Source organism: Proteiniphilum sp. LBM24028, assembly GCF_056629195.1.
This window is the reverse complement of the sequence record NZ_CM152817.1, coordinates 2,763,086-2,785,540: the sequence shown is the minus strand read 5'-3', so window position 1 is coordinate 2,785,540 and position 22,455 is coordinate 2,763,086. Positions and strand designations below refer to the sequence as shown.

At 45.1% G+C, this 22,455-nt stretch carries 26 protein-coding genes; 15 read left to right on the top strand and 11 right to left on the bottom strand.

Annotated features, from left to right (window positions below; translation table 11 throughout):
- The first annotated feature begins 23 nt into the window (after positions 1-23).
- Positions 24-1,055 carry a threonine aldolase family protein gene (locus AC1HCU_RS11230; protein ID WP_480366041.1) on the top strand — a complete coding sequence of 344 codons (1,032 nt, stop codon included), beginning with the start codon at positions 24-26 and terminating at the stop codon, positions 1,053-1,055.
- A 107-nt stretch (positions 1,056-1,162) separates the two neighbouring features.
- Positions 1,163-1,726, top strand: coding sequence for a DUF2179 domain-containing protein (locus tag AC1HCU_RS11225; RefSeq protein WP_480366040.1), 564 nt, complete (start codon positions 1,163-1,165; stop codon positions 1,724-1,726).
- 3 nt (positions 1,727-1,729) lie between these two features.
- Here AC1HCU_RS11225 and AC1HCU_RS11220 read toward each other — a convergent pair whose 3' ends face one another.
- From AC1HCU_RS11220 to AC1HCU_RS11195, 6 genes are all read right to left on the bottom strand, one after another.
- A complete protein-coding gene (locus AC1HCU_RS11220) occupies positions 1,730-1,933 on the bottom strand; it encodes a hypothetical protein (protein WP_480366038.1) in 204 nt (67 codons plus the stop codon).
- Positions 1,930-2,727, bottom strand: a complete 798-nt coding sequence (mazG, locus tag AC1HCU_RS11215) for a nucleoside triphosphate pyrophosphohydrolase (protein ID WP_480366037.1) — start codon at positions 2,725-2,727, stop codon at positions 1,930-1,932. The genes AC1HCU_RS11220 and mazG overlap by 4 nt, the downstream gene beginning before the upstream one ends.
- A 45-nt stretch (positions 2,728-2,772) precedes the next feature.
- Positions 2,773-4,824 carry a protein-disulfide reductase DsbD family protein gene (locus AC1HCU_RS11210; protein ID WP_480366034.1) on the bottom strand — a complete coding sequence of 684 codons (2,052 nt, stop codon included), beginning with the start codon at positions 4,822-4,824 and terminating at the stop codon, positions 2,773-2,775.
- Between the two features lie 209 nt (positions 4,825-5,033).
- Positions 5,034-5,171: a hypothetical protein gene (locus tag AC1HCU_RS11205; protein ID WP_480366033.1), complete on the bottom strand. Its 138-nt coding sequence runs from the start codon at positions 5,169-5,171 to the stop codon at positions 5,034-5,036.
- Between the two features lie 52 nt (positions 5,172-5,223).
- Complete coding sequence (locus AC1HCU_RS11200; protein ID WP_480371168.1) at positions 5,224-6,678, bottom strand: catalase; 1,455 nt, start codon at positions 6,676-6,678, stop codon at positions 5,224-5,226.
- A 78-nt stretch (positions 6,679-6,756) separates the two neighbouring features.
- Positions 6,757-7,185 (bottom strand): Fur family transcriptional regulator, encoded by a 429-nt coding sequence (locus tag AC1HCU_RS11195; protein WP_480366031.1) that lies wholly within the window; start codon positions 7,183-7,185, stop codon positions 6,757-6,759.
- Between the two features lie 200 nt (positions 7,186-7,385).
- On the opposite strand from AC1HCU_RS11195, the gene dnaB reads away from it, so the two are divergent.
- The 8 genes from dnaB to AC1HCU_RS11155 all read left to right on the top strand — a co-directional run bounded on the left by dnaB (position 7,386) and on the right by AC1HCU_RS11155 (position 14,833).
- Entirely contained in the window at positions 7,386-8,918 is a 1,533-nt protein-coding gene (gene dnaB / locus AC1HCU_RS11190; RefSeq protein ID WP_480366030.1) for a replicative DNA helicase, read from the top strand.
- Positions 8,919-9,082: 164 nt separating this feature from the next.
- Positions 9,083-11,077, top strand: a complete 1,995-nt coding sequence (locus tag AC1HCU_RS11185; protein WP_480366028.1) for a PBP1 and LysM peptidoglycan-binding domain-containing protein — start codon at positions 9,083-9,085, stop codon at positions 11,075-11,077.
- Positions 11,074-11,772 carry a porin family protein gene (locus AC1HCU_RS11180; RefSeq protein WP_480366026.1) on the top strand — a complete coding sequence of 233 codons (699 nt, stop codon included), beginning with the start codon at positions 11,074-11,076 and terminating at the stop codon, positions 11,770-11,772. Before AC1HCU_RS11185 ends, AC1HCU_RS11180 begins: the two co-directional genes overlap by 4 nt.
- Positions 11,773-11,861: 89 nt before the next feature.
- Complete coding sequence (locus tag AC1HCU_RS11175) at positions 11,862-12,221, top strand: ArsR/SmtB family transcription factor (RefSeq protein WP_480366025.1); 360 nt, start codon at positions 11,862-11,864, stop codon at positions 12,219-12,221.
- 58 nt (positions 12,222-12,279) lie between these two features.
- Positions 12,280-12,534, top strand: coding sequence for a DUF6132 family protein (locus AC1HCU_RS11170; protein WP_480366023.1), 255 nt, complete (start codon positions 12,280-12,282; stop codon positions 12,532-12,534).
- Positions 12,531-13,046, top strand: coding sequence for a thioredoxin (gene trxA / locus AC1HCU_RS11165; protein WP_480366021.1), 516 nt, complete (start codon positions 12,531-12,533; stop codon positions 13,044-13,046). Before AC1HCU_RS11170 ends, trxA begins: the two co-directional genes overlap by 4 nt.
- 12 nt (positions 13,047-13,058) lie before the next feature.
- Positions 13,059-13,457: a DUF302 domain-containing protein gene (locus tag AC1HCU_RS11160; protein ID WP_480366018.1), complete on the top strand. Its 399-nt coding sequence runs from the start codon at positions 13,059-13,061 to the stop codon at positions 13,455-13,457.
- 107 nt (positions 13,458-13,564) lie between these two features.
- Complete coding sequence (locus AC1HCU_RS11155) at positions 13,565-14,833, top strand: peptidase U32 family protein (RefSeq protein WP_480366016.1); 1,269 nt, start codon at positions 13,565-13,567, stop codon at positions 14,831-14,833.
- A gap of 88 nt (positions 14,834-14,921) precedes the next feature.
- On the opposite strand, the gene AC1HCU_RS11150 is transcribed toward AC1HCU_RS11155, so the two are convergent.
- On the bottom strand, positions 14,922-15,521 hold the full coding sequence (locus AC1HCU_RS11150) for a hypothetical protein (RefSeq protein WP_480366014.1): 600 nt from the start codon (positions 15,519-15,521) through the stop codon (positions 14,922-14,924).
- 21 nt (positions 15,522-15,542) lie between these two features.
- A complete protein-coding gene (locus AC1HCU_RS11145) occupies positions 15,543-16,322 on the bottom strand; it encodes a hypothetical protein (RefSeq protein WP_480366013.1) in 780 nt (259 codons plus the stop codon).
- Positions 16,323-16,565: 243 nt separating this feature from the next.
- On the opposite strand from AC1HCU_RS11145, the gene AC1HCU_RS11140 reads away from it, so the two are divergent.
- Complete coding sequence (locus AC1HCU_RS11140) at positions 16,566-17,006, top strand: PEGA domain-containing protein (protein ID WP_480366011.1); 441 nt, start codon at positions 16,566-16,568, stop codon at positions 17,004-17,006.
- An 8-nt stretch (positions 17,007-17,014) separates the two neighbouring features.
- On the opposite strand, the gene AC1HCU_RS11135 is transcribed toward AC1HCU_RS11140, so the two are convergent.
- Together AC1HCU_RS11135 and AC1HCU_RS11130 are read right to left on the bottom strand one after the other, a co-directional pair.
- Positions 17,015-17,533 (bottom strand): gamma carbonic anhydrase family protein, encoded by a 519-nt coding sequence (locus tag AC1HCU_RS11135; RefSeq protein WP_480366009.1) that lies wholly within the window; start codon positions 17,531-17,533, stop codon positions 17,015-17,017.
- Positions 17,534-17,590: 57 nt separating this feature from the next.
- Complete coding sequence (locus AC1HCU_RS11130) at positions 17,591-19,381, bottom strand: aminopeptidase P family protein (protein WP_480366007.1); 1,791 nt, start codon at positions 19,379-19,381, stop codon at positions 17,591-17,593.
- Positions 19,382-19,478: 97 nt separating this feature from the next.
- Between AC1HCU_RS11130 and folB the strand changes: the two genes are divergently transcribed.
- From folB to def, 4 genes are all read left to right on the top strand, one after another.
- Positions 19,479-19,838, top strand: coding sequence for a dihydroneopterin aldolase (gene folB, locus AC1HCU_RS11125; RefSeq protein ID WP_480366005.1), 360 nt, complete (start codon positions 19,479-19,481; stop codon positions 19,836-19,838).
- A 134-nt stretch (positions 19,839-19,972) separates the two neighbouring features.
- Positions 19,973-20,713 carry an LPS export ABC transporter ATP-binding protein gene (gene lptB / locus AC1HCU_RS11120; RefSeq protein ID WP_480371165.1) on the top strand — a complete coding sequence of 247 codons (741 nt, stop codon included), beginning with the start codon at positions 19,973-19,975 and terminating at the stop codon, positions 20,711-20,713.
- Between the two features lie 4 nt (positions 20,714-20,717).
- A complete protein-coding gene (ruvX, locus tag AC1HCU_RS11115) occupies positions 20,718-21,140 on the top strand; it encodes a Holliday junction resolvase RuvX (protein ID WP_480366003.1) in 423 nt (140 codons plus the stop codon).
- Complete coding sequence (gene def / locus AC1HCU_RS11110; protein ID WP_480366001.1) at positions 21,137-21,697, top strand: peptide deformylase; 561 nt, start codon at positions 21,137-21,139, stop codon at positions 21,695-21,697. Before ruvX ends, def begins: the two co-directional genes overlap by 4 nt.
- Here def and pgl read toward each other — a convergent pair.
- Positions 21,673-22,422, bottom strand: coding sequence for a 6-phosphogluconolactonase (gene pgl, locus AC1HCU_RS11105; protein WP_480365999.1), 750 nt, complete (start codon positions 22,420-22,422; stop codon positions 21,673-21,675). The genes def and pgl overlap by 25 nt on opposite strands.
- Between the last annotated feature and the right edge of the window lie 33 nt (positions 22,423-22,455).

Below are 22,455 nucleotides of genomic sequence, written 5' to 3'. Positions count from 1 at the left end.
TTTGCAGTACAAAAAAATAATTCATGCGGAGTTTTGGAAGCGACAATAATTCGGGAGTTCATCCGCGCATCATCCGCGCATTGACGGAAGCGAACATAGATCATACCATCGCTTACGGCGATGACATATGGACCCGGCAGGCAGAGGAGGAAATACGCGTCTTGCTCGAAGATAGCAGCATAGAGCCTTCCTTCCTTTTCAACGGCACCGGCGCGAACGTGGTGGCCTTGCAGGCCTGTACATTACCCTTTCATTCCGTCATTTGTGCGGCTACGGCACACATAGCCGTGGATGAGTGCGGCGCACCGGTGAAGTCGACCGGCGCTTCGTTGAAAGAGGTCGTTACTCCCGATGGAAAGCTAACCCCTGAACTGGTCCGCCCGCACCTGCATGGCTTCGGCTTTGAACACCATTCCCAGCCAAAAGTAATTGCGATCTCGCAGACAACTGAGTTGGGAACCTGTTATACACCCGATGAAATAAGGGTGCTTGCCGACCTGGCTCATGCCCATGAGATGTATCTCTTTGTGGATGGTACACGCATTGCCAACGCCTGTGCATACCTCAATGTCTCGCTCAAAGAAATCACTGTGGATTGCGGTGTGGATATCTTTACACTGGGTGGCACAAAAAATGGATTGATGTTTGGTGAGGCACTTGTTCCGTTGCGGAAGGAGCTGGCCGGACATCTCAAATATTACAGGAAGCAAACCACGCAACTCTATTCCAAGATGCGATATATTACAGCGCAGTTTATTCCCTACCTGAGTGAGAACCTGTGGCTGGAGAATGCACGAAAATCCAATGCTTCAGCCCGCTTATTGTGGGAGGAGATGAAACATGTGAAAGGAATTGAGATTACACAACCTGTGGAATCAAATGCCCTGTTTTTCATTCTTCCCAAAGAGATTACCGATAAGTTGCGTGAGCGTTATTTCTTTTACGACTGGGATGAAAGTCGTAACGAAATGCGACTTGTCTGTTCGTGGGATACCACGGAAGAAGATATCCGGGATTTTATCGGTTACCTGCGGACCCTGATTCCGGAGGCTTGACTTATTAGATATACATTTTGCAAAAGTACTGTAACCATCTATCACGCATCGTTGCGTAGAAAAGGCGGATTTCTGGTGCTGACTTCTAATTACTGAATTTGATTCTTATGTTTGATTTTTTAGATGTTTACCCCTGGCTGCTGCCTGTAATCATATTTTTTGGACGTGTGATTGACGTGTCGCTGGGTACCCTGCGAATTATTTTTGTTTCGAAAGGCGAAAAATATAAAGCACCCTTAATTGGCTTTATAGAGGTATTTATCTGGGTTGTGGTCATCTCTCAGATACTTTCAAGGGCCAATGATATGGTGGCTTACCTCTCCTACGCGGCCGGGTACGCAACAGGCAACTATATGGGTATCCTACTCGAAAACAGAATTGCTTACGGCATCGTGTTATGCCGTATCTATACGCAAAAGAACGGGAAAGAGCTGGTGCTGAAGCTTAACAAGCTGAATATAGGAGCTACCCTGACGCATGGAACAGGATCAACAGACGAAGTAGATATCATTGAGACGGTGGTAGATCGCAAGGAGATGAAAACATTGGAGGGTACACTCAACGATTTTGACAACAATATTTTTTATGTGGTAGAGGATGTCCGTACCAAACAAAACGGCATTTTCCCGAAACGGAGAAACATTCTTACTCGTTGGAGAACAGGAAAGTAATTTTCAGTACAGGTTATTGACTGTCCCTTTCCAGGAACAGCCCAGGCAATACAGAAGTGTCGTGTCAAATCCATCCAGCGATTCATCCGCGTGAATCGGATGGATTTTCTTATCTTCCGAGACTGTCACAACCAGCCGCTCTCCTGCACTGTTAAGCAGGTAGAAACGCCGTATCTTGCATTGCGGGCAGAGCCGATTTTTACTCATACGTCACTTTTATTTTCAATGCTTTTTGCTTCCAGCCATATTTCTTCCATTTTTTCGAGTGGCATACCTTTCAGTGAGTGTCCCTGTGCTTTTACTTTCTTTTCCATGTAATTGAAGCGGAACATGAATTTCCGATTGGTACGTTCCAGCGCATTGTCGGGATTCACCTTGTAGAGTCGGGCTGCATTGATGATGCTGAAAAGCAGGTCTCCAAACTCGGCCTCCATCCTGTCGGCCTCCATCTTCTCAATTTCTACCTCCAACTCTCCAAGCTCCTCCTTTACCTTATCCCACACATCGTGCCGCTTATTCCAATCAAACCCCGCATTGCGGGCCTTATCCTGTATCCTGTATGCCTTAATCATTGAGGGCAGTGATTCTGGTACACCTTCGAGTACCGTTTTATTTCCTCCGTTCTCTTTCAGCTTGATCTGTTCCCATGATTTTTCTACCATGCTTGCGCTGTCGGCGCTCTTATCACCAAATACATGTGGGTGACGGAAGATAAGTTTGTCGCAGATGGCATTGCAGACATCAGCCACATCAAATGCCTGTTTTTCTTCTCCTATTTTTGCATAAAAGACCACATGGAGCAAAAGATCGCCCAGTTCTTTTTTTATTTCATCATTGTCGTTGCTGAGAATGGCTTCTATCAGCTCATAGGTCTCTTCAATGGTGTTGGCCCTCAGGCTCTCGTTGGTCTGTACCCTGTCCCACGGGCATTTCTCCCGCAGTTCATCCATTATGTCGAGCAGCCGCCCGAAAGCCTCCATTTTTTGTACTCTGGTGTTCATATCTGAAAAAAAGCAAAGAGGTCGGCATGACCTCTTTACCCGTGTTTATTTTTTAAAATTGGTCAATCCGGTTTGGAGAAATTCAATGTAACGCTCCACATTTTCATCGTATGCGTAGGAGGGGCTTAATGGTTTTCCGTCATGATCGAGCGCGATATAATAGGGTTGAGCATTGGCCCCGAACTTGTGACGCTGAAGGTAACTCCATTTATCACCGATGGTCTTCAGCCGGGTTGTTCTGCCGTTTTCATCTACTTCGACAACCTCGGGAAGCTTGGTTTTATCATCCACCATGAGTGTGATGAGGATATACTCATTATCAAGAATATCTTTTACTCGGGGGTCGGTCCATACCGATGCCTCCATCTTTCGGCAATTCACACAGCCGTAACCGGAAAAGTCTATCAGCACCGGTTTATTTTGCTGTTTTGCCAGCGCGATACCGGTTTCGTACTCCATTGCCTGGGCATGTACCTCGCCGTCGTACATATTGAAGTCCTGTGTGTAGAGAGGAGGTGAGAAGGCGCTGATTGCCTTTAGCGGAGCGCCCCACAATCCGGGGATCATATAGAGGGCAAAGGCAAGCGAGATGATTGACAGAAAAAGACGGGGTATGGTGACATGTGGCACATCACTGTCGCCCGGGAATTTAATTTTACCCAGGAGGTAGACTCCCAGCAGAGAGAAGATCACAATCCATAATACGAGAAAGACTTCCCTGTCCAGGATTCCCCAACCGTAGGCAAGGTCGGCCACGGATAGAAATTTAAGTGCCAGAGCCAATTCAAGGAAACCCAGTACCACTTTTACCGAATTCAACCAACCACCCGATCTGGGGAGGTTGGATAACCATGACGGGAAGATGGCGAAGAGTACAAAGGGGACGGCAAGAGCTATGGCAAATCCGAGCATACCAATAGCGGGGCCAAGGATACTGCCCGACAGGGCTGCCTCTACCAGTAATGTACCTATGATGGGGCCTGTACAGGAGAAGGATACCAGGACCAGAGTGAATGCCATAAAGAAAATGCTCAGTGCTCCTGATGTTTTATCTGCCCTTTCATCCATCTTATTGGTCCACTTTGCAGGCAGCACCATTTCAAAGCCTCCGAAGAAGGCAATGGCAAACACCACCAGCAGGGCAAAGAAAATAAGATTGAACAGGGCACTGGTAGCCAGATTATTCAGTGCACTGGCACCAAAGATGCCGGTAATAAGCAGTCCCAGTATCACATAGATGATAATAATGGCGGCACCGTAGACCATTGCTTCAGTGACAGCTTTCTTTTTCTCCTTTTTATTACGTTTCAGGAAAAAACTCACTGTCATAGGAATCATGGGCCAGACACACGGGGTAATTAATGCGATGAGACCCCCGATGAAGCCGGAGATGAAAATCCAGAACAGCGACATGCCGGCAGTACTTCCTTTCATCCCGAAATCTTGGAGTTCCTTGGTTACCGGTGTCCAGAGCAGATCACTATCGATACCGTCTGAGGAGACAGCGACGGGCGAGATGGTTTGCAGGCTGTCCGTAACTTGTGCAGGTGTAAAGGGTATGAGCGGCAGACTTGTTTCGCTTGTGGCTGATGGAACGGGTGTGTTTGGCGCAGATGCCTTCGCAGTCACTGTCGCCGGTAATTGTGCTGCCGTAAAGGAAAAATCGTTCGGCAGGGGAGGGGTACAACTGCTGTTGTCGCATGCCTGAGCCCTTACGTCACCCTGAAGTATGAACCCGGCTTTTTCGGTCACCTTCAGCCGTTGTATGAACCGGGCATTATTCTGGAATGTGCCAATAGTCATCTGAAAGATGCCGTCGTATTTCACTTTTGCCTTTGTTTCGGCATGAAAATCTCCAATCACCTCTGCACCGGCAATTTGGTCGAAGCTGATTTGCGTGGGGGTAGGTCCGCCGTCGGGAATACTTGTATCATAAAGATACCATCCCTGCTTTATTTGAGCATCTGCAACAAGTTCAATTTCACCGTTTCCCACGTCTTTTAACGAGAAGGCCCAGACCACTTCGTCCTGAGAAAAAACCATGGTAAGGCAAAGAAACAACAAACCGAATAAAGCGATTGATCTTTTTATATGCATACTTTTATCTATTTCCTTACAAATCTGCAAAGTTAATAATCAAGGGATAAAAACCTAAGTTAATAAGGGTTATAAAGATTTTTGTTGCGTTAAATGATTCTATTGTTTGTGTGTAAGAATATCCAACGCGATTTTATCAGTTTCGACCATTCCTTTTGTACGATGCATATCAGATTTCGAATTGTCTGATCTATCTCGTTATAGATAATTCATTCCTGGAAGGCGACCTCTTCATTTTTCATTGCCATTAATGCGGAGAGCGTGACTGCGGAGATAGCACCGGCAATTTTTAATGCACGACTTGGCTTGGCATGCTCGCAGATCACGCCGGTAATGTGGGCAATCATATTTTTGATTGCGTAGCTTGCCCGAACGTAAATAAACCGGGGGTGCAAATGTCTATTGTATTCCCGCTTTATCGTAGGAAATTCCCAAGGCGTCGGCCACACCCCTGCCATAGGCAGGATCGGCTTTATAGCAGTTGCCAATATGACGGATCTTGATGATCTCATCACTGTCGCCCATGTTGCGTGCCGTGTTTGCAAAGAGACGTTGTTGTTCGTCCGGTTTCATTAAACGGAACAGTTTGCCTGGCTGTTCGTAATAGTTATCATCATCCTCGCGGAAGTCCCATCGCTTGATGTCGCCGTTCACTTTCTGAACAGGATCATCATGTTCCGGTTGTTCCCGCCAGACGTTGTAACTGTTTGGTTCATAATGCAGCGTAGCGCCATGGTTGCCATCCACACGCATTTGTCCGTCGCGGTGGTAGGAGTTATAACCTCCCTTTACACCCCTTGGATAATTCACCGGAATCTGATGATGGTTCACTCCCAGCCGATAACGCTGTGCGTCACCATAGGAGAAGAGTCGTCCCTGCAGCATCCGGTCTGGAGAGAAGCCAATGCCGGGTACTACATTGGCCGGATTAAAGGCAGCCTGTTCCACATCCTGAAAATAGTTGTCGGGATTTCGATTCAACTCAAACTCACCCACAGGGATAAGTGGGAACTCACCTTTGTACCATACCTTGGTGAGATCGAACGGATTGTAGGGCATCTGTCCGGCCTGCCCCTCGGTCATGATTTGAATGTACATTTTCCACTTTGGAAAGTCGCCGTTGCCTATGGCTTCAAACAGATCACGCTGATGGCTCTCGCGATCGTTTCCGATCACTTCGCCGGCCGCTTCATCAGTAAGATTTTCAATGCCCTGCTGGGTCACGAAATGAAATTTCACCCAATAACGTACATTGTCGGCATTGATGAAACTGTAGGTATGGCTTCCAAAACCATGCATGTGCCGGTAACTGCGTGGAATCCCCCTGTCGCTCATTGTAATGGTAACCTGATGAAGCGCTTCAGGCAGGCTGCTCCAGAAGTCCCAGTTATTGTTGGGGCTGCGCAGGTTGGTGTAAGGATCGCGTTTTACAGCGTGATTCAGATCGGGAAACTTCAGCGGATCACGAAAGAAGAAGACCGGAGTATTGTTTCCTACAAGGTCCCAGTTTCCATCTTCAGTATAATACTTCATGGCAAAACCGCGAATATCCCGCTCGGCATCTGCAGCTCCACGTTCACCTGCAACCGTGGAAAAGCGGACAAACATTTCCGTCTTTTTCCCGATTTCAGAGAAAATCTTAGCTTTGGAATACTGTGTGATGTCGTGTGTTACGGTAAAAGTTCCAAATGCGCCCGATCCCTTGGCATGCATGCGTCTTTCAGGAATAACTTCACGATCGAAGTGGGCTAGTTTTTCCAGAAACCACACATCCTGCAACATCATCGGACCACGCGGACCTGCGGTCATCACGTCCTGGTTGTTACCTACCGGTGCACCGGAAACGGTGGTCATTCTTTCCTGATTTTTCTTGTTTTCTTGTTTTTTCAGTTCTTCTGCATTCATATACTTATAATATTAAATACTCTTCTTTCATTCAACCCCTTTCTGATATTTCCCGTTTATATGCACATCTATCGAGCTTATCTCATAACCGGGTATGCTATTTTCTTTAAAGAAAACATCCAGCATAAGGTCTAGTTTTTTATTGATATAATCTTCTATACTGTTGTTTTCATTATTGTAAAGGTGGTGATGGTTCTCCGTGCGACCATCGTAACGCGTAGCATCGTGAGTTGTCCGGACTTTTGTGATCATTCCCTTTTCCACCAGGGTGTCAAGAGTCTTGTAAATGGTTCCCGCAGATACATTTGAATATTTTTTATGAACAAAATCCATGATATGTTGAGCTGTTGGATGATTGTTAAGTGTATAAACTGCGTTTAAAACCGCGACTCTCTGCGGAGTAATTTTCAAGCCTTTATTACGTAGTTTTTCCTTTATTTCTTTTTCCGTATACATGTTATTCAGGAATTATAGAATCATTATTTAATAAGAATAAATCTCATATAGAACAAATTCACGATTTAAAAAGTTCACACTCTTAAAAGTTATCAACATTCGATGTTCATAACTTAAGGAAAGAAAGAGCAGTCGAATTTTCCTCCGTAATGAATAAGTTCCCTAACTTTACCGTTAATTCGAATTATGCTAAATTAATAATGGAGAAACAAAAACGGAAACCGGCTGTCAAAGTAGTTGAAAAAACAGTTGTAGCGCCCGATATTGGAAAACTGCCCCCACAGGCCAGGGAGTTGGAGGAGGCGGTGCTGGGTGCGCTTATGCTTGAGAAGGATGCTTATTCCATTGTGAGTGAGATATTAAGGCCGGAAAGTTTTTATGATCCCACACATCAGCTCATTTATGGTGCAATACAAGGTCTGGCTATGCAGCAAAAGCCGGTTGACGTGCTTACCGTTGTAGAGGAACTAAAGCGCCAGGGTGAACTGGATGCTGCCGGTGGAGCTGTTTATGTGGCCGAGCTTTCGGAGAAGGTTGCTTCTGCGGCACACATTGAGTATCACGCGCGGATTATCGCACAGAAATATCTGGCCAGGGAGTTGATATCTTTTTCTTCTGAGGTTTCGCAGCATGCCTTTGATGAAACAGTGGATGTAGATGATCTGATGCAGGAAACCGAAGGACGTTTGTTTGAGATTTCCCAGCGGAATGTGAAGAAGGATGTGATCCAGATCAATCCGGTCATCAGGGAGGCAATGCACAATATTCAGCTTGCAGCGAACCGGAAAGACGGTATGAGCGGATTGCCTACAGGGTTTAAAGAATTGGACAAGCTAACATCGGGCTGGCAGAACTCCGACCTTGTGATTATTGCTGCCCGGCCTGCCATGGGTAAAACTGCTTTTGTGCTCTCCATGGCCAAAAATATCGCCCTCGATTTTGAACAACCTGTTGCCATATTTTCGCTTGAGATGTCGAATGTGCAACTGGTGAACCGATTGATTGTCAACGTATGCCAAATAAAGGGAGAAAGCATTAAAAGCGGCCGTCTATCGGAAGATGAATGGGAACGGTTGGATAAAAATCATAAATTTTTGTACAATGCCCCTATTTACATCGACGATACGCCCAGTTTATCCGTATTTGAATTACGTACCAAGGCCCGCCGCCTGGTGCGTGAACACAAGGTGAAAGTGTTGATTATCGACTATCTCCAATTGATGAATGCCAGTGGCATGAGTTTCGGGAGCCGTGAACAGGAGGTGAGCATGATCTCCCGATCCCTGAAAGGACTTGCCAAGGAGTTAAACATTCCCATTATTGCCTTGTCGCAGTTGAACCGTGGTGTGGAGACACGTCAGGGAACAGAAGGAAAACGACCGCAGCTTGCCGACTTGCGCGAGTCGGGTGCCATTGAACAGGATGCTGACATTGTATGCTTTATTCACCGTCCCGAATATTACCGTATTACCGAGGACGAGCGGGGAAACTCGTTGATAGGTATTGCGGAGATTATCGTTGCAAAGCATCGTAACGGACCCACCGGTATTGCCAGTATGCGTTTCGACAATGAATATGCCCGTTTCAAAAATCTGGATGATTATGCGGTGGGACAGAAGTATGTGGAAAGACCGTCTCGAATGAACAGTCAGGCTAAAAATACCGTTTCATCAAGCGATGCGGTGGATGCATCCGGCTTTCCTCTTCAAAATAAAGAGCCACTCCCCTTCTAGCGAATGAAAATGTTCCGTATCCTTGTCTGTATTTCTGTTTAAATAGTTTAATTACTGTCAAACAAAGCGTAAGAGATATGGGGGGAAAGGTACTATTACAATTTATTTTCCTATTTTTGTGCGCTAAAAGCAGTAAAAGGCACTTTAGGAGAAAATTTATTGAAATGCATAATATATTCTGTTTCACCAAGATATTAACATTGGTTTTTTTGTTGGGGATTGGATTTCAACCTGTACAGGCACAGGGTTCTCCTTATGAGACGGTGACTGTGGAGGGGCAGCGTTTTTTTAAATATGCGGTGAAGTCGGGTGAGGGACTTTATGCCATTTCACGCACCTTTTCGGTACCAATCACAGAAATAATTCGTCATAATCCAGGGTCGAATACCGGCCTTAAAAACGGACAGGAACTGCTTATCCCTGTAACTAAAGAAAATGCAGAACTTATTTCAGCTTCAACTGCCCCGTCAACTGAAGGAGTGCCGGTGGATCAAAACAGCACATTCAGACATACAGTTTCAAGTGGAGAGACAATTTACAGTATCTCCAAAATGTATCAGACTACGGTAAATGAGGTAAAACGTTATAATCCGGGTATCAGTGAAGATATCACCGAGGGGCAAGTCCTTACCATTCCGCAACGTCGTGTGATCAGCGAAGCAAAAGAGGAAAACTACCGTTACCATACCATTCTTCCCGGAGAGACACTCTATTCGGTTTCACGGACCTATTCGCTGAAAGCTGCTGATCTGATGCTGGCCAACCCCGGACTATCTGCGGATACTTTTCGTACCGGAAAAACAATCCGGATTCCTTTTTTTGAATCGTATGAACGAATTGTGCCTTATGAAAATCAGACGACGAATGTCATTCATCTGGTACAAAAGAAAGAAACGCTTTATAGTATTGCACGTAATTACGAGGTGAAGGTGTCTGACATTGAACGCATGAATCCGATGCTCGGTGGAGGATTGAAAGCGAATATGGAACTTATTATTCCGGTGAAAAGAAGTCTTGTCGAAAAGAACTCCCGTGTGGAGGAAAAAGAGACGAACCGTTTATTGACACAAAACCTTGTTTCTGATAGAGTTGATATGATGAAAATTGGCCTTTTATTACCTTTTCTCGATGAAACAGGCAGAGGTCATATTCGTCTTCAGGAGTATTATGAGGGCTTTCTACTGGCTGTGGAAGCGATGAAAAACAGCGGTGTAAATCTGGAGCTATATGTTTTTGAGATAGGCCGGGGAGATAATACCCAGAAATTGGCAAGTTTGCTCGAAACCATGGAGATGCGTTCTCTACACTTGATCATAGGAGGTGTGAACGATGCACAGATCCGGTTGATTTCGGACTTCTCAAAAGCAAACAACATCAAGTATGTAGTACCCTTCTCACAAAGTAATGGTGAAGTTTTAAATAACGGAAACATTTTTCAAGTGAACCCCGTGGGCAGTGCTACTCAGACAAAAGCATCCTCTGCTTTTACCAGTACATTCGGGAATACCAATATTATTTTTGTCACAGAGGGACAAAATGACAAGAAAGAGTTTATTTCTGAACTGCAACACAATCTTGGGAGAAATCGGATAGAATTCGGATCACTTCCTTTGACGGGGACGTTGGATAGTGCCATTATACCGTTGCTACGGAAGGGAAAAGAAAATGTGATCATTCCTACTTCTGCCAATTCAAACACTCTCAGACAATTGATTGCTGAACTGAAAGAGGTGAGAGGAACAGACTCCACTTCCGTCATACGTCTTTTTGGTTATCCGGAATGGCAGACATACACGGAGCTGATTGATGATTATCATTTTTTTGGAACCTACATTTATACACCCTTTTTCATTGATAAAACCGATCCCGCCACGGAGGCGTTTGCTCATACATTCAGAAAATGGTATGGGCGGAACCTGATGGAAACACATCCCTCCTACGGTTTATGGGGATATGATACCGGTATTTTTTTTATGACTGCCCTGAATCGCTACGGGACCCGTTTCGAGCAGGAGATCCGAAAGATACGAGTGAGCTCCCTGCAGTTTGCGTTTCACTTTGAGCGGATGAACAACTGGGGAGGCTTTATTAACAACGGGTTGTATTTTGTCTATTACGATACCAACGGGAGGATTACAAAAACAGGCAGAAACCAATGAGACCCCTTTTACTGACAATTATCTTCGCCATGCTGTGTACATTTTCCGCATATACACAAAAGAAAGATGTATTTAAGAGCGAGCTTTATATTGGTGCGGGTGGGGGTGTAATGTCGTCAAGCCTTGATTTTATGCCCACCGTTCAACAATCGTACCTGATGGGAATTAACGGCGGCATATCTGCCAGATATATTACGGAAAAACATCTGGGGCTGATCGCCGAATTAAATTATGCACAAAGGGGATGGAAGGAAGAATTTAATACGGAACAGGATTTTGCATACAGCAGAACGTTGAACTACCTTGAGATTCCTTTCATGACCCATGTCTACTTCGGAAAAAAAATCCGTTTTATCATAAATGCAGGTCCGCAGATTAGTCTTCTGTTGAACGATAACCCCAAGATGAGCCAGGCTTTGGCTCAAGATATGGCGGAAAAACAGGCTGCTGACCCGAATGCAAAAATCGGTTATCAGTACAGCCCCTTCAGTGAATTAAAAAGGGTGGATTACGGATTGATCGGCGGAGCTGGCATTGAACTGCAAACCCTTCTTGGCGTCTTCAATCTGGAAGGACGTTATTATTTCGGACTGGGAGATGTGTTTGAGAGCCGCCGCAGTGAAAATGCCTATTTCTCCCGTTCCGCACATAGGCTGATTGAAACAAGGCTCACCTATTATATAAAAGTCCGCTAAAATTTTGTACTGCAAAAAAAATGTTATACTTTTGAACAAAAATACATGAATATATGTTCATGTATTGTTTTGAAGATTGATTATAAAAGATGGAGAAAACTGAAATAGTGTCGGAGAATAACAAAATAGACAAGTCACGGTTTGAGGAAGCTGCTTATTTATTGCGTGCACTGGCGAATGAAACCCGTTTATGCGTGATTCTACAGCTTTCAAAAACTGCTGAAAAGTCGGTCACTGAGTTGATGGAAGGTATGAATTGTGAACAGTCGCTACTGTCTCACCACCTTACCGATATGCGGGCAAAAGGAATTCTGAACTGCCGTAGAGAAGGGAAAAACAGTTTTTATTCACTGAAAGACAAGCGTACTACAAATGTGTTAAAGTGTATAATGCAATGCAATAATATGGATAACAGCTTGGGTTTATCGATTATGAACGAGAAAAATTAAATTAGAATATAGATTAAAAATCAGGAAACTGATTGCAGGAATAATAAAACGTGAATCAATGAAAAATTTTTTTTTAAAACACTGGCTCAAAATAGCGGGAGTAACAGTCGGAGCAATCGGAGGTTACCTTTATTATTATTATGTGGGCTGTCTCAGCGGCACCTGTCCCATTACATCCAATCCGTACAGAATGTTGATTTACGGGGCATTACTCGGATACCTTCTCTTCGACATGTTTTCACAAAAGAACAGTCCAAAGAAAGTAGCTGGAACAACTGACAATCACGAAAAGGAAAATAACAACAAATTATGAAATTAAAACGAAAAGGAATTCTATTAATAGCGGTTGCAGTGACCGTTACTTTGGCTGCATGTAATAATCAGAGTCAAGAAAACAGTTCGGATCCGGTGGAAACTAACACAATAAAAACAGAAAATAATATGACAACAACAACGACAAACAAAACAATTCATTTGACAAGAGCCGACTTTTTAAGCAAAGTGGCCAATTTTGAAAAAAATCCAGATAAGTGGGTCTATCTGGGCGACAAGCCCGCCATCATAGATTTTTATGCAGACTGGTGTGGCCCGTGCAAGATGATCGCACCTATTCTTGAGGAACTGGCCGAGGAGTATGATGGTCAGATATATATCTATAAGGTGGATACTGAAGCTGAGCAGCAACTGGCCGCTGAGTTTGGTATCCGGAGTATTCCGTCTCTGCTTTTCGTGCCAATGAACGAGGCCCCTCAAATGGCACAGGGAGCACTACCGAAGGATGCCTTTAAACAAGCTATAGAGGAAGTACTATTAAAGAAATCGTAAAGGAGGCCTGTGATGAACACTATGTTTTTTGAAAATATAAGTCGGTATGGTTTCGATGAAACAGTAAATCGCCTCTCCGAAATTGTTGCTGAAAACGGATGGAAAGTAATTCAGATACTCGATCTGCAGGAGACAATGAGGAAGAATGGTAAAGAGGTTTTGCCGGTAAAAGTGATGGAACTGTGTAAACCCGACTATGCCTATCGGCTGCTGTCGGATGATGCGTTGCGTATTTACGCAAACATGATGCCCTGCCGGATTTCCATACATCAGAAAGCCGACGGGCAAACATACGTGTCGCGCATGAATTCGGCAATGCTCGCCGTACAAATGGGAGGAGTAGTGCAGGAGGTGATGTCCGGTGCATTTACCGATGCAGAGGACTTTATAAGGAAGATTTCGATAGATTAAGTCTTATTGTATTTACAATAACTTGTTGTGTTAGGGTGGACTCGTCACGAGCCACCCTTTTTTGATGATTTTTTTGTACATTTGTGCTTTGAAATCAGAGCTGAACAATGAAATCCAGAAAAAATTATGAGATAATGGCTCCTGTAGGATCCTATGAATCTCTTGCAGCAGCTATACAAGGTGGAGCAGACTCAATATATTTTGGCATAGAGGGTTTGAACATGCGCTCCAGATCTTCCAATAATTTCACAATAGAAGATCTCCATAATATCGCCCGTATTTGTCGCGAAAACAATCTGAAAAGTTATCTCACGGTGAACACGGTTATTTACAACAATGATATGGCATTGATGCGCAAGATTGTGGATGCAGCAAAGGAAGCGGACCTGTCTGCCGTGATTGCTGCAGATGTGTCAGTACTAATGTATGCCCGTTCAATTGGAGTTGAGGTACATTTGTCTACGCAGCTGAATATCACAAACACAGAATCATTACGATTTTACGCCCAATATGCCGATGTGGTGGTGCTGGCCCGGGAACTGAATCTGGAGCAGGTGGCAGTCATCCACAAAGATATCGTGGAACAACAGATCAAAGGTCCCGGTGGAGAATTGATACAGATCGAAATGTTCGCTCATGGTGCGCTCTGTATGGCAGTTTCCGGTAAATGTTATCTCAGCCTGCATGAGAAAAATCTCTCCGCCAACCGGGGTGAATGCAATCAGATCTGCCGCAGGGGATATACCGTGAAAGATAAAACAAGTGATATTGAACTGGAGATCGACAATGAATATATTATGTCGCCCAAAGACCTGAAAACCATTCATTTTATTAACAAGATGATGGATGCGGGTGTGCGGGTATTCAAAATTGAAGGGCGTGCGAGGGGCCCGGAGTATGTCCGCATTGTGACAAGTTGTTATAGTGAGGCAGTTGAATCCTATTGTAACGATACATTTACGGGTGAGAAGATAGAGAGATGGAACGAAAAACTATCTACCGTTTTTAACCGCGGTTTCTGGGACGGCTATTATCTTGGACAGCGGTTGGGCGAGTGGACGCATCGTTACGGGTCGGGTGCCGCGAAGAGGAAAGTGTATGTGGGCAAGGCTGTCAAGCATTTCGGAAACCTGGGGGTGACAGAGTTTCTGGTAGAGACGCAATCGGTGAAACAGGGTGATGAGTTGTTGATCACAGGTCCTACCACCGGCGCTCTCTTTCTGACGGCAGATGATATTCGCGTGGATATGGCCACTGTGCCGGAGGCATTCAAGGGTGATCATTTTTCCATTAAAGTCAACGAAAAGATCCGTCCCAACGACCAGCTCTACAAAATGGTTGTTGCCGACCGCCGAGGTACTGCACACGAAAGGTGATTCTCCCAGGCAGTACGAATTGTTTTATTTATCCATTTATCTTGTCAATAGCTGCATCTTGCCAATTATAGCCCGTCTCCGGTTTGTGTCACTGCAGGTAGTAAAAATTTTCTTCACCGAACCGCATATCGAACCGTCCTTTGGAGAATGTTGCCGGTTCGTCTCCCACAATTGCCTTGAACGAGAATATGCCGGACAGGACTGCGCCCTGCAGTTCCTTATCTACATATAGGTTTTGCGCTCGCTTAATCTTGAAGTTCCCTTCCAGAATTTTCAAATCGCACCGGGAGTTGTGTGAAAACATGGAAAGAGTACATTGCGTTCCGCTCAGATCGAAATCTTTCCCGTTCAGGGAGAGTAATTCTGTAAAGCTGCCGGGTATATAATCGGGAAGTGACAGTACCAGCGTGTAAGGTAATTCTCCTCCAATACTGCCGGAGAGATGGATATGACATGAATCATCTTTTACCACTATTTTGGAAGGATCATGGCCACTCCCGCTCCTCCAGGGAGTTAATCCCCAATAGACACCAAAGCTATTGTACCCTTTCTCCGAGTAAATGGGAAGCCCGGGGTTTTCCCCATCTTCAATAAACACCGAATCAGAGATGCGATAATCGAAACTGCGTGAACATCCTGCCGCAGCGACAAGAATGAACGTAAGCATTAAGAGGTGGATATACTTCATGATTATTTTTTTAAAATTTATCTATTTCATTGAAAAAAGATTCACAGGAAGAGAAACCGAGAGTTGGGCGCCACCGTAAGATTCAGAAGCAAGCAGAGAGAAATTATCTTTTGTGAGGAAGTGTTGGGGAAACAAGGCTTCGATAGATAAACGGATCCCGTTATTGAGAATCAGGCGTAATCCGAGTCCGCCGTATGTATTCAGGAGGAAATTGGAAGGGGCTTTCCCGGCTGCAGTGATTATCTCATCCCCGTATTTTTCCATCTCCTTCGAGGCAAAATCGATTGTGGTTTTTCCATGTATTTTCATGCCCGCCTGTATGCCTGCTTTCACATATCCCTGCCAATTACTGAGTCGTCCCCATAAGAGGAAATCTGCCTCTAGAGGAACTCCCACATATCCGATCGACTCATTCATGCCGCGCACACGAAAAAGCTCAATTCCCTGGTCCGAAGGATGAAACAGATAAAGCGGAGCGTCCCAGCTTGGCGAAATCCGCTCATTGACGCGTGAATATCGGAATCCAGATGTAAGCGTGAGCCGGTTTTCCCATACGGAGAGCTCCGATTTTAGCCCGGCATAATACACTTCACCTTCACCTTTTACATGTTCGCTCCCGGTTTGATCCTCCTGGGTAACGTAACGTGTTTTGACCTGGCGGAATTCCCATTGGTCGTTGATCTCGCCCGCCATCTTATACGAGCCATATTCAATTCCGATGCGGAAGCGCGACTGGGACTGTTGTTGCGCCCCTGTGTGTACGAAGGAGAAGATTAAAATTAATAATAAGAGATATCTCATGACAAATTAAATTTTGTGACCCGATAAATGAAACTTGTGAGCATCGGGGCCGGATATGGTTTTATAGTAAGATGGGAAATGTGAAAAAAGTTACAGTTTTGTGAGTTAATAAATGAAAAAAAATCGAGCCTGCTTCTTGTAATTCTTCAGGTAAATATGAAAGAGAAAAAGTGTAGTGAAATTATGTGAGATTGTGAAAATAAATCTATCTTTGCGGAACATATTCACTTAAAAATAATCAATATGTCCAAGAATCCTTTCTTCATGAAATCTGCCGCATTGTTAGTGGCTTTAGCAGTATTATTTGCCAGTTGTTCAAGTAACACATTGATTCAATCAGATCCGAGTGGAGCCAAGGTGTATATGAATGGCGAATACAAAGGGGTGACGCCCTATTCCTATTCCGACACCAAGATTGTAGGAAGTACAACCGAGGTTCGTCTTGAAAAAGAGGGGTATGAGCCGTTGTACACTATGTTGTCGAGAAACGAAAGTGCCGATGTGGGTGCCATCATTGGTGGAATTTTCTTTCTCTTCCCGTTCCTTTGGACCATGAAGTACAATCCCGTTCACACTTATGAATTGAGACCAATAAATACTGCCTCTCTGACAAAATCCGATCAGCCGGCTATAATGACCGATGGCAGTGGAAATGAATATATCTCCTGTGTATTAAAAGATTAAAGAGAATTTTACTCTTCCTTAAACCATCCTGCATACATCAGGTAGTTGCTCGCAATTTTCTGATTCATCTCTTTTGATTGAGCAGGATCCACCTTTTTTACAAATTTGGCAGGTACCCCGGCATAAATGCTGCCGGGCTCTACTTGCGTACCACTCAACACCACTGCCCCTGCGGCAATAATTGCTCCTTCACCCACCACGGCATGGTCGAGTATGATGGCGCCCATACCAATAAGTGCGCCATTTTCTATTTTCGCCCCGTGAATTACCACGTTGTGGCCGATAGAGACATCGTCGCCAATAACAGAAACAGATTTCTGATAAAGGGTATGAATGACCGTGCCGTCTTGCACGTTCACCCGGTCGCCGAGGCGAATGGAGTTTACGTCTCCGCGCAATACGGCATTATACCAGATACTGCAATCGCGACCTATTACCACATCACCGATGATGGTGGCATTCTCTGCCAGATAACTGTTTTCTCCTATCTGAGGTTTGAAGCCGCGAACAGATTTAACTAAAGCCATTTAGAAATTTAATTTTTGATAATGAATCCACCGGTTTAAATCGGAGGACAAAATTTGTTATATGGGTTTCGTTTTATATTTCAACCAAGCTTTTTCTTCTTTGTTCAGATGATTTTTCAACTTGCGGTACACCATTTTGTGGTAATTGTTCAGCCATTTAATCTCCTTCTTTGAGAGGAGCTTTTTTGAGATTGGCTTCGTATCGATGGGGCAAAGTGTAATTGTCTCAAAATTGTAAAATGTGCCAAACTCTTTCGTCTTTTGAAATTCCCGTGTCACAATGAGGTTTTCAATTCGGATTCCATATTGACTGGCACGATATAATCCCGGTTCATTGGAAGTAACCATCCCCGGCTGTAGTTTCGTGGAATTCTCTTCCAGGCGGATGTTCTGTGGTCCCTCGTGTACGTTTAGAAAGTGGCCGATACCGTGTCCGGTGCCGTGCCAGTAGGTGAGGCCATTGTCCCACAAAGCCTTTCGGGCCAGAATGTCGAGTTGAGATCCGCGCGTTCCTTCAGGGAAAATAGCCGTTGCCAGGGCGATATGTCCTTTTAGCACGCGGGTGTAATCTGTTTTCATCTGTTTGGTAAGTTCCCCCACCGCCACTGTGCGGGTAATATCGGTTGTGCCATCTTTGTATTGCCCGCCCGAGTCGATCAGTAGCAATCCCTCCGGTTCAACCTGAAGGCAGGTTTCAGGAACTGCATGGTAGTGTATCACAGCACCATTGGGCCCATACCCGGCAATGGTGCCGAAGCTTTCACCCACGAACAATTCCTGCTGGGAGCGGTATTCAATCAGTTTCTCCGCTACAGTTACCTCGTTTACCTTGCCCGCAGGTACCGCCTGCTCAAGCCACATGTAAAATTTCACCAGAGCCGCGCCGTCCTTGATCATCGCGTTACGGAAACCATTTAGTTCTGTTTCGTTTTTGACGCTTTTCATCAGATCTATGGGGGAGGGGATATCCACCACGCGACATGAGGGAGGAATGGTTTGACGCAGTTTGTAATTGATCTTGCTCCCGGTGATGCAGACACTGCTGTTTTCCGGTAGGTGGGTTACATAGTCAAATATATCCGGATAATCCCTAAGGGTGATTCCCTGCTCCGTGTAGGCATTGATAGTCTCATCGTCCAGCTTTTCCCTATCGATGAACAGAATGGCCTTGTTATCGGAAACATATCCGTAGGCTACAGCCACAGGATTATAATCCACATCGTTACCCCTGAGGTTAAAGGTCCATGCTACCGCATCGAGGGTGGCAATGATGATGCCATCGGCATCCACTTTTTTCAGTTCGCTGTTAATCCTTGCGATCTTGCTCTTCACCGTCTCACCTGCAATGTCGTCGGAGAGAATAAATATTTTATTTTTAGGAATCTCGGTACGGTCACTCTGTATCTCTGAAAATGGATCAAAAGTGGTCTCCAGTTTGATCTTTTTGGACTGAAGTTCATTTTGCAGGGTCAGGGCGTCGGAGGCGGCGTAGACCAGTCCGTCGATACCCACCGTACCACCTTGTCCAACATGAGTAATAATCCACTCCGTCATATCGGGCGTGCCGGCCTGTCCCATTTTAAAAAGTTCAAATCCCGTGTCAGCCAACTCATCGGCAGCCTGAAGAAAATAGCGCGAATCGGTCCATATACCTGCCTGTTCTTTGGTAACGACGGCTGTGCCGGCTGAACCGGTGAAGCCGCTTATCCATTTTCTGGATTCCCAATGCTTGGGTGGATATTCACTTACATGGGCGTCGGTACTGGGGATGATGAAAGCATCCAGCTGCTTTTCCTCCATGAATTGTCTCAAGGATGAAAGCCTTTCAGGGATTTCACTTGTCTTCATTTCTTTATGATTTAGCTTTTAAAACAACAAATGTAATAAATTTGTTCTTATATTTGAATCAGCATGAGTTCGAACAAGAGTAAGAGGTTAAAGATGAATGAAGACAACAATTGAACTAACCAATATGCGGTTTTACGCCTACCATGGTGTGCTGCCGCAAGAAAGGGAAACCGGAAATGTATTTGTGGTAAATATGACGTTGGAAGCTGATGTCTCGGCAGCCTGTACAAGCGATGAGGTGGATGACACCATCAATTATGCCGAGGTGTTTGATCTGGTCAAAACAGAAATGGAGCAACCCTCCAAACTTTTGGAACATGTAGCCGGACGTATTCTCTCTAAATTAACGAAAAAATATCCGCGTATATCGCATGCCAGGGTAAGCGTGGCGAAGATGCACCCCCCTGTGGGCGGCGAAATGGAAAAAGCGGCGATTGTGCTCACCGCGTCAATGTAAACTGCCAATTTTTTCATACCTTTGCAAAAATTTCCGAACGCATGGATGAACGTGTAGATGATAGAATGCCTTCCATTGATACAGAAGTGCCTGTTGCTTCTTCACATGAGACGGAGTTGCAGGGCGAACCGTTGATGTTGCGTACAGAAAATCTGGTGAAACGATATGGCAAGCGTACCGTGGTGAATCATGTCTCCATCAATGTGAAACAGGGAGAGATTGTAGGACTGCTTGGCCCCAACGGGGCCGGTAAAACCACCACATTCTACATGACAGTCGGGTTGATCGTTCCCAATGAAGGGGAAATATTTATCGGCAAACAGAATATTACCGGTTATCCGGTTTACAAGCGTGCTCAAAATGGCATCGGTTATCTGGCACAGGAAGCCTCCATCTTCCGGAAAATGACGGTGGAAGACAATATTAAATCGGTGTTGGAATTCACCAATATGTCTGCCCGGGAACAAAAGGAGAAGATGGAGACGTTGATAGAGGAATTCGGCTTGCAGAAGGTGCGCCGGAACCTTGGTGACCGCCTCTCGGGAGGGGAGCGGCGTCGTGCCGAGATTGCACGCTGCCTCGCGATAGATCCCAAGTTTATCATGCTCGACGAGCCCTTTGCCGGTATTGATCCCATTGCTGTACAGGATATTCAGTCTATTGTGGCACAACTCAAGTTCAGAAATATTGGAATTCTCATCACCGATCATAATGTGGATGAGACACTCAGTATCACCGACCGGGCTTACCTGCTTTTTGAAGGAAAGGTACTCTTTCAGGGTACGGCTGAAGAGTTGGCTGCCAATCCTGTAGTACGGGAGAAGTATCTGGGACGAGACTTTGAACTGCGCAGGCGTAATTTCGATACACACTGAAATTATGCCACGCCTGCTATCCATCGATTACGGAAAAAAACGTACGGGGATTGCCGTAAGCGATCCGTTGCAACTTATTGCAAACGGGCTGACAACGGTAGAGACCCCAAAGTTGTTTGATTTTTTGGCAGACTATCTGAAAAAGGAAGAAGTCGCGGTGATTGTGGTTGGTCTGCCCAAACAGATGAATAATGAGCCCTCTGAAAATATGAAGAGGGTGGTACCTTTTGTGAACAGATTCAGAAAGATTTATCCCCACATTCCGGTAGAATATTACGACGAAAGGTTTTCATCGAAGATGGCACAACAGGCCATGATCGACGGAGGACTCAAAAAGAAGGAGCGACAAAATAAGGCGCTGGTGGATGAGATCAGTGCCACCATTATCCTGCAGGGATATATGGAAAGCAAAAGAATGAAATTATGATTTTACCTGTTTATATTTACGGTCAGCCGGTGTTGCGAAAGATTACCAGGGATATTGATCCTGGAAACTATCCCAACTTGAAAGAGCTGATCGGCAACATGTATGAAACTATGCATGGTGCCGATGGTGTAGGCCTTGCTGCGCCCCAGGTGGGCCTTGAGGATCGCATCTTTGTTGTAGATCTTGCTCCGCTCGCAAATGAGGAGCATCCTGAGTTCAATAATTTTAAAAAGGTGTTTATCAATGCTCACATTACAGAGCGAAGTGGTGAATTGGTGCTTGTTGAGGAGGGATGTCTCAGTATCCCGGGCATCCATGAGAAAGTGCCCCGCGAAGACAAAATACGGATATCATATCTTGATGAAAACCTGCAACCACACGATGAAACATATGAGGGATATATGGCGAGGGTGATCCAGCATGAATATGACCACCTCGACGGGATTATGTTTGTGGACAGGATATCTCCCCTTCGCAAAAGGATGATCAAGAGCAAACTTTCCAACATGGAAAAGGGAAAGGTAGCCTGTGATTACAAGATTAAACCCATGCGCTGATCCTTTTCCCCGGTCAGCCTTTGGGCTGCCTTCTCATCCAGAAACCAAATGAGATTTTCTGAATCCGGTTGTACCAGTGCTGCCGGATATTTTTTTTCAATCCTGTGCGGGTGACCGATGATCTCAGCTACCTTATCAGCCTTGTTTTCTCCGGTGACCAGAAATGCCACATGCTGGGCGGCATTGATTACTTTACCTGTGAGGCTCACCCGGATCTGTCCGCTCTCGGGATGGGTTGCCGTAACACAATTTGCAGGATGATGCCAAAGCTCTATTTCATGTGGAAAAATGGACGCAGTATGTCCGTCGTCCCCCATTCCCAGCATCAGGATGTCGAAAGAGGGAATACCGTGTATCGATTCCAGTTCAATACTGAGTAAGTCTCCATATCGTCTGGCCTCCGCCTCCGGGTCGTTCTCTCCCAGAATACGAAAAATATTTTCCCGGGGCACCGGCAGGAAATCAAAAAGGTGCTCTTTTGTCATCTTGTAGTTGCTTCCATCGTCGGTGGGCGGCACGCAACGCTCGTCACCCCAGAAGAATTTTATTTTTTTCCAGTCTATTTCTCCAGGGGGCAGTTCTGCCCAATAGTCGAACAGCAATCTTGGTGTGGAGCCGCCGGAGAGGGCTACGGTCACCATCTCTTTCTGCATCAGTATTTCTTCGAACCAGGCCGTAAACGATTGACTCAAATCGTCTGGTGTTTTACAAATCCGAATATCCATATTTCAATTTTAATATCATCTTCCATCTGCCGG

Coding starts and splice junctions, on each gene's coding strand:
- AC1HCU_RS11230 (WP_480366041.1), top strand. CDS start 24: ATGCGGAGTTTTGGAAGCGACAATAATTCGGGAGTTCATCCGCGCATC.
- AC1HCU_RS11225 (WP_480366040.1), top strand. CDS start 1,163: ATGTTTGATTTTTTAGATGTTTACCCCTGGCTGCTGCCTGTAATCATA.
- AC1HCU_RS11220 (WP_480366038.1), bottom strand. CDS start 1,933: ATGAGTAAAAATCGGCTCTGCCCGCAATGCAAGATACGGCGTTTCTAC.
- mazG (WP_480366037.1), bottom strand. CDS start 2,727: ATGAACACCAGAGTACAAAAAATGGAGGCTTTCGGGCGGCTGCTCGAC.
- AC1HCU_RS11210 (WP_480366034.1), bottom strand. CDS start 4,824: ATGCATATAAAAAGATCAATCGCTTTATTCGGTTTGTTGTTTCTTTGC.
- AC1HCU_RS11205 (WP_480366033.1), bottom strand. CDS start 5,171: ATGATTGCCCACATTACCGGCGTGATCTGCGAGCATGCCAAGCCAAGT.
- AC1HCU_RS11200 (WP_480371168.1), bottom strand. CDS start 6,678: ATGACCACCGTTTCCGGTGCACCGGTAGGTAACAACCAGGACGTGATG.
- AC1HCU_RS11195 (WP_480366031.1), bottom strand. CDS start 7,185: ATGTATACGGAAAAAGAAATAAAGGAAAAACTACGTAATAAAGGCTTG.
- dnaB (WP_480366030.1), top strand. CDS start 7,386: ATGGAGAAACAAAAACGGAAACCGGCTGTCAAAGTAGTTGAAAAAACA.
- AC1HCU_RS11185 (WP_480366028.1), top strand. CDS start 9,083: ATGCATAATATATTCTGTTTCACCAAGATATTAACATTGGTTTTTTTG.
- AC1HCU_RS11180 (WP_480366026.1), top strand. CDS start 11,074: ATGAGACCCCTTTTACTGACAATTATCTTCGCCATGCTGTGTACATTT.
- AC1HCU_RS11175 (WP_480366025.1), top strand. CDS start 11,862: ATGGAGAAAACTGAAATAGTGTCGGAGAATAACAAAATAGACAAGTCA.
- AC1HCU_RS11170 (WP_480366023.1), top strand. CDS start 12,280: ATGAAAAATTTTTTTTTAAAACACTGGCTCAAAATAGCGGGAGTAACA.
- trxA (WP_480366021.1), top strand. CDS start 12,531: ATGAAATTAAAACGAAAAGGAATTCTATTAATAGCGGTTGCAGTGACC.
- AC1HCU_RS11160 (WP_480366018.1), top strand. CDS start 13,059: ATGAACACTATGTTTTTTGAAAATATAAGTCGGTATGGTTTCGATGAA.
- AC1HCU_RS11155 (WP_480366016.1), top strand. CDS start 13,565: ATGAAATCCAGAAAAAATTATGAGATAATGGCTCCTGTAGGATCCTAT.
- AC1HCU_RS11150 (WP_480366014.1), bottom strand. CDS start 15,521: ATGAAGTATATCCACCTCTTAATGCTTACGTTCATTCTTGTCGCTGCG.
- AC1HCU_RS11145 (WP_480366013.1), bottom strand. CDS start 16,322: ATGAGATATCTCTTATTATTAATTTTAATCTTCTCCTTCGTACACACA.
- AC1HCU_RS11140 (WP_480366011.1), top strand. CDS start 16,566: ATGTCCAAGAATCCTTTCTTCATGAAATCTGCCGCATTGTTAGTGGCT.
- AC1HCU_RS11135 (WP_480366009.1), bottom strand. CDS start 17,533: ATGGCTTTAGTTAAATCTGTTCGCGGCTTCAAACCTCAGATAGGAGAA.
- AC1HCU_RS11130 (WP_480366007.1), bottom strand. CDS start 19,381: ATGAAGACAAGTGAAATCCCTGAAAGGCTTTCATCCTTGAGACAATTC.
- folB (WP_480366005.1), top strand. CDS start 19,479: ATGAAGACAACAATTGAACTAACCAATATGCGGTTTTACGCCTACCAT.
- lptB (WP_480371165.1), top strand. CDS start 19,973: ATGTTGCGTACAGAAAATCTGGTGAAACGATATGGCAAGCGTACCGTG.
- ruvX (WP_480366003.1), top strand. CDS start 20,718: ATGCCACGCCTGCTATCCATCGATTACGGAAAAAAACGTACGGGGATT.
- def (WP_480366001.1), top strand. CDS start 21,137: ATGATTTTACCTGTTTATATTTACGGTCAGCCGGTGTTGCGAAAGATT.
- pgl (WP_480365999.1), bottom strand. CDS start 22,422: ATGGATATTCGGATTTGTAAAACACCAGACGATTTGAGTCAATCGTTT.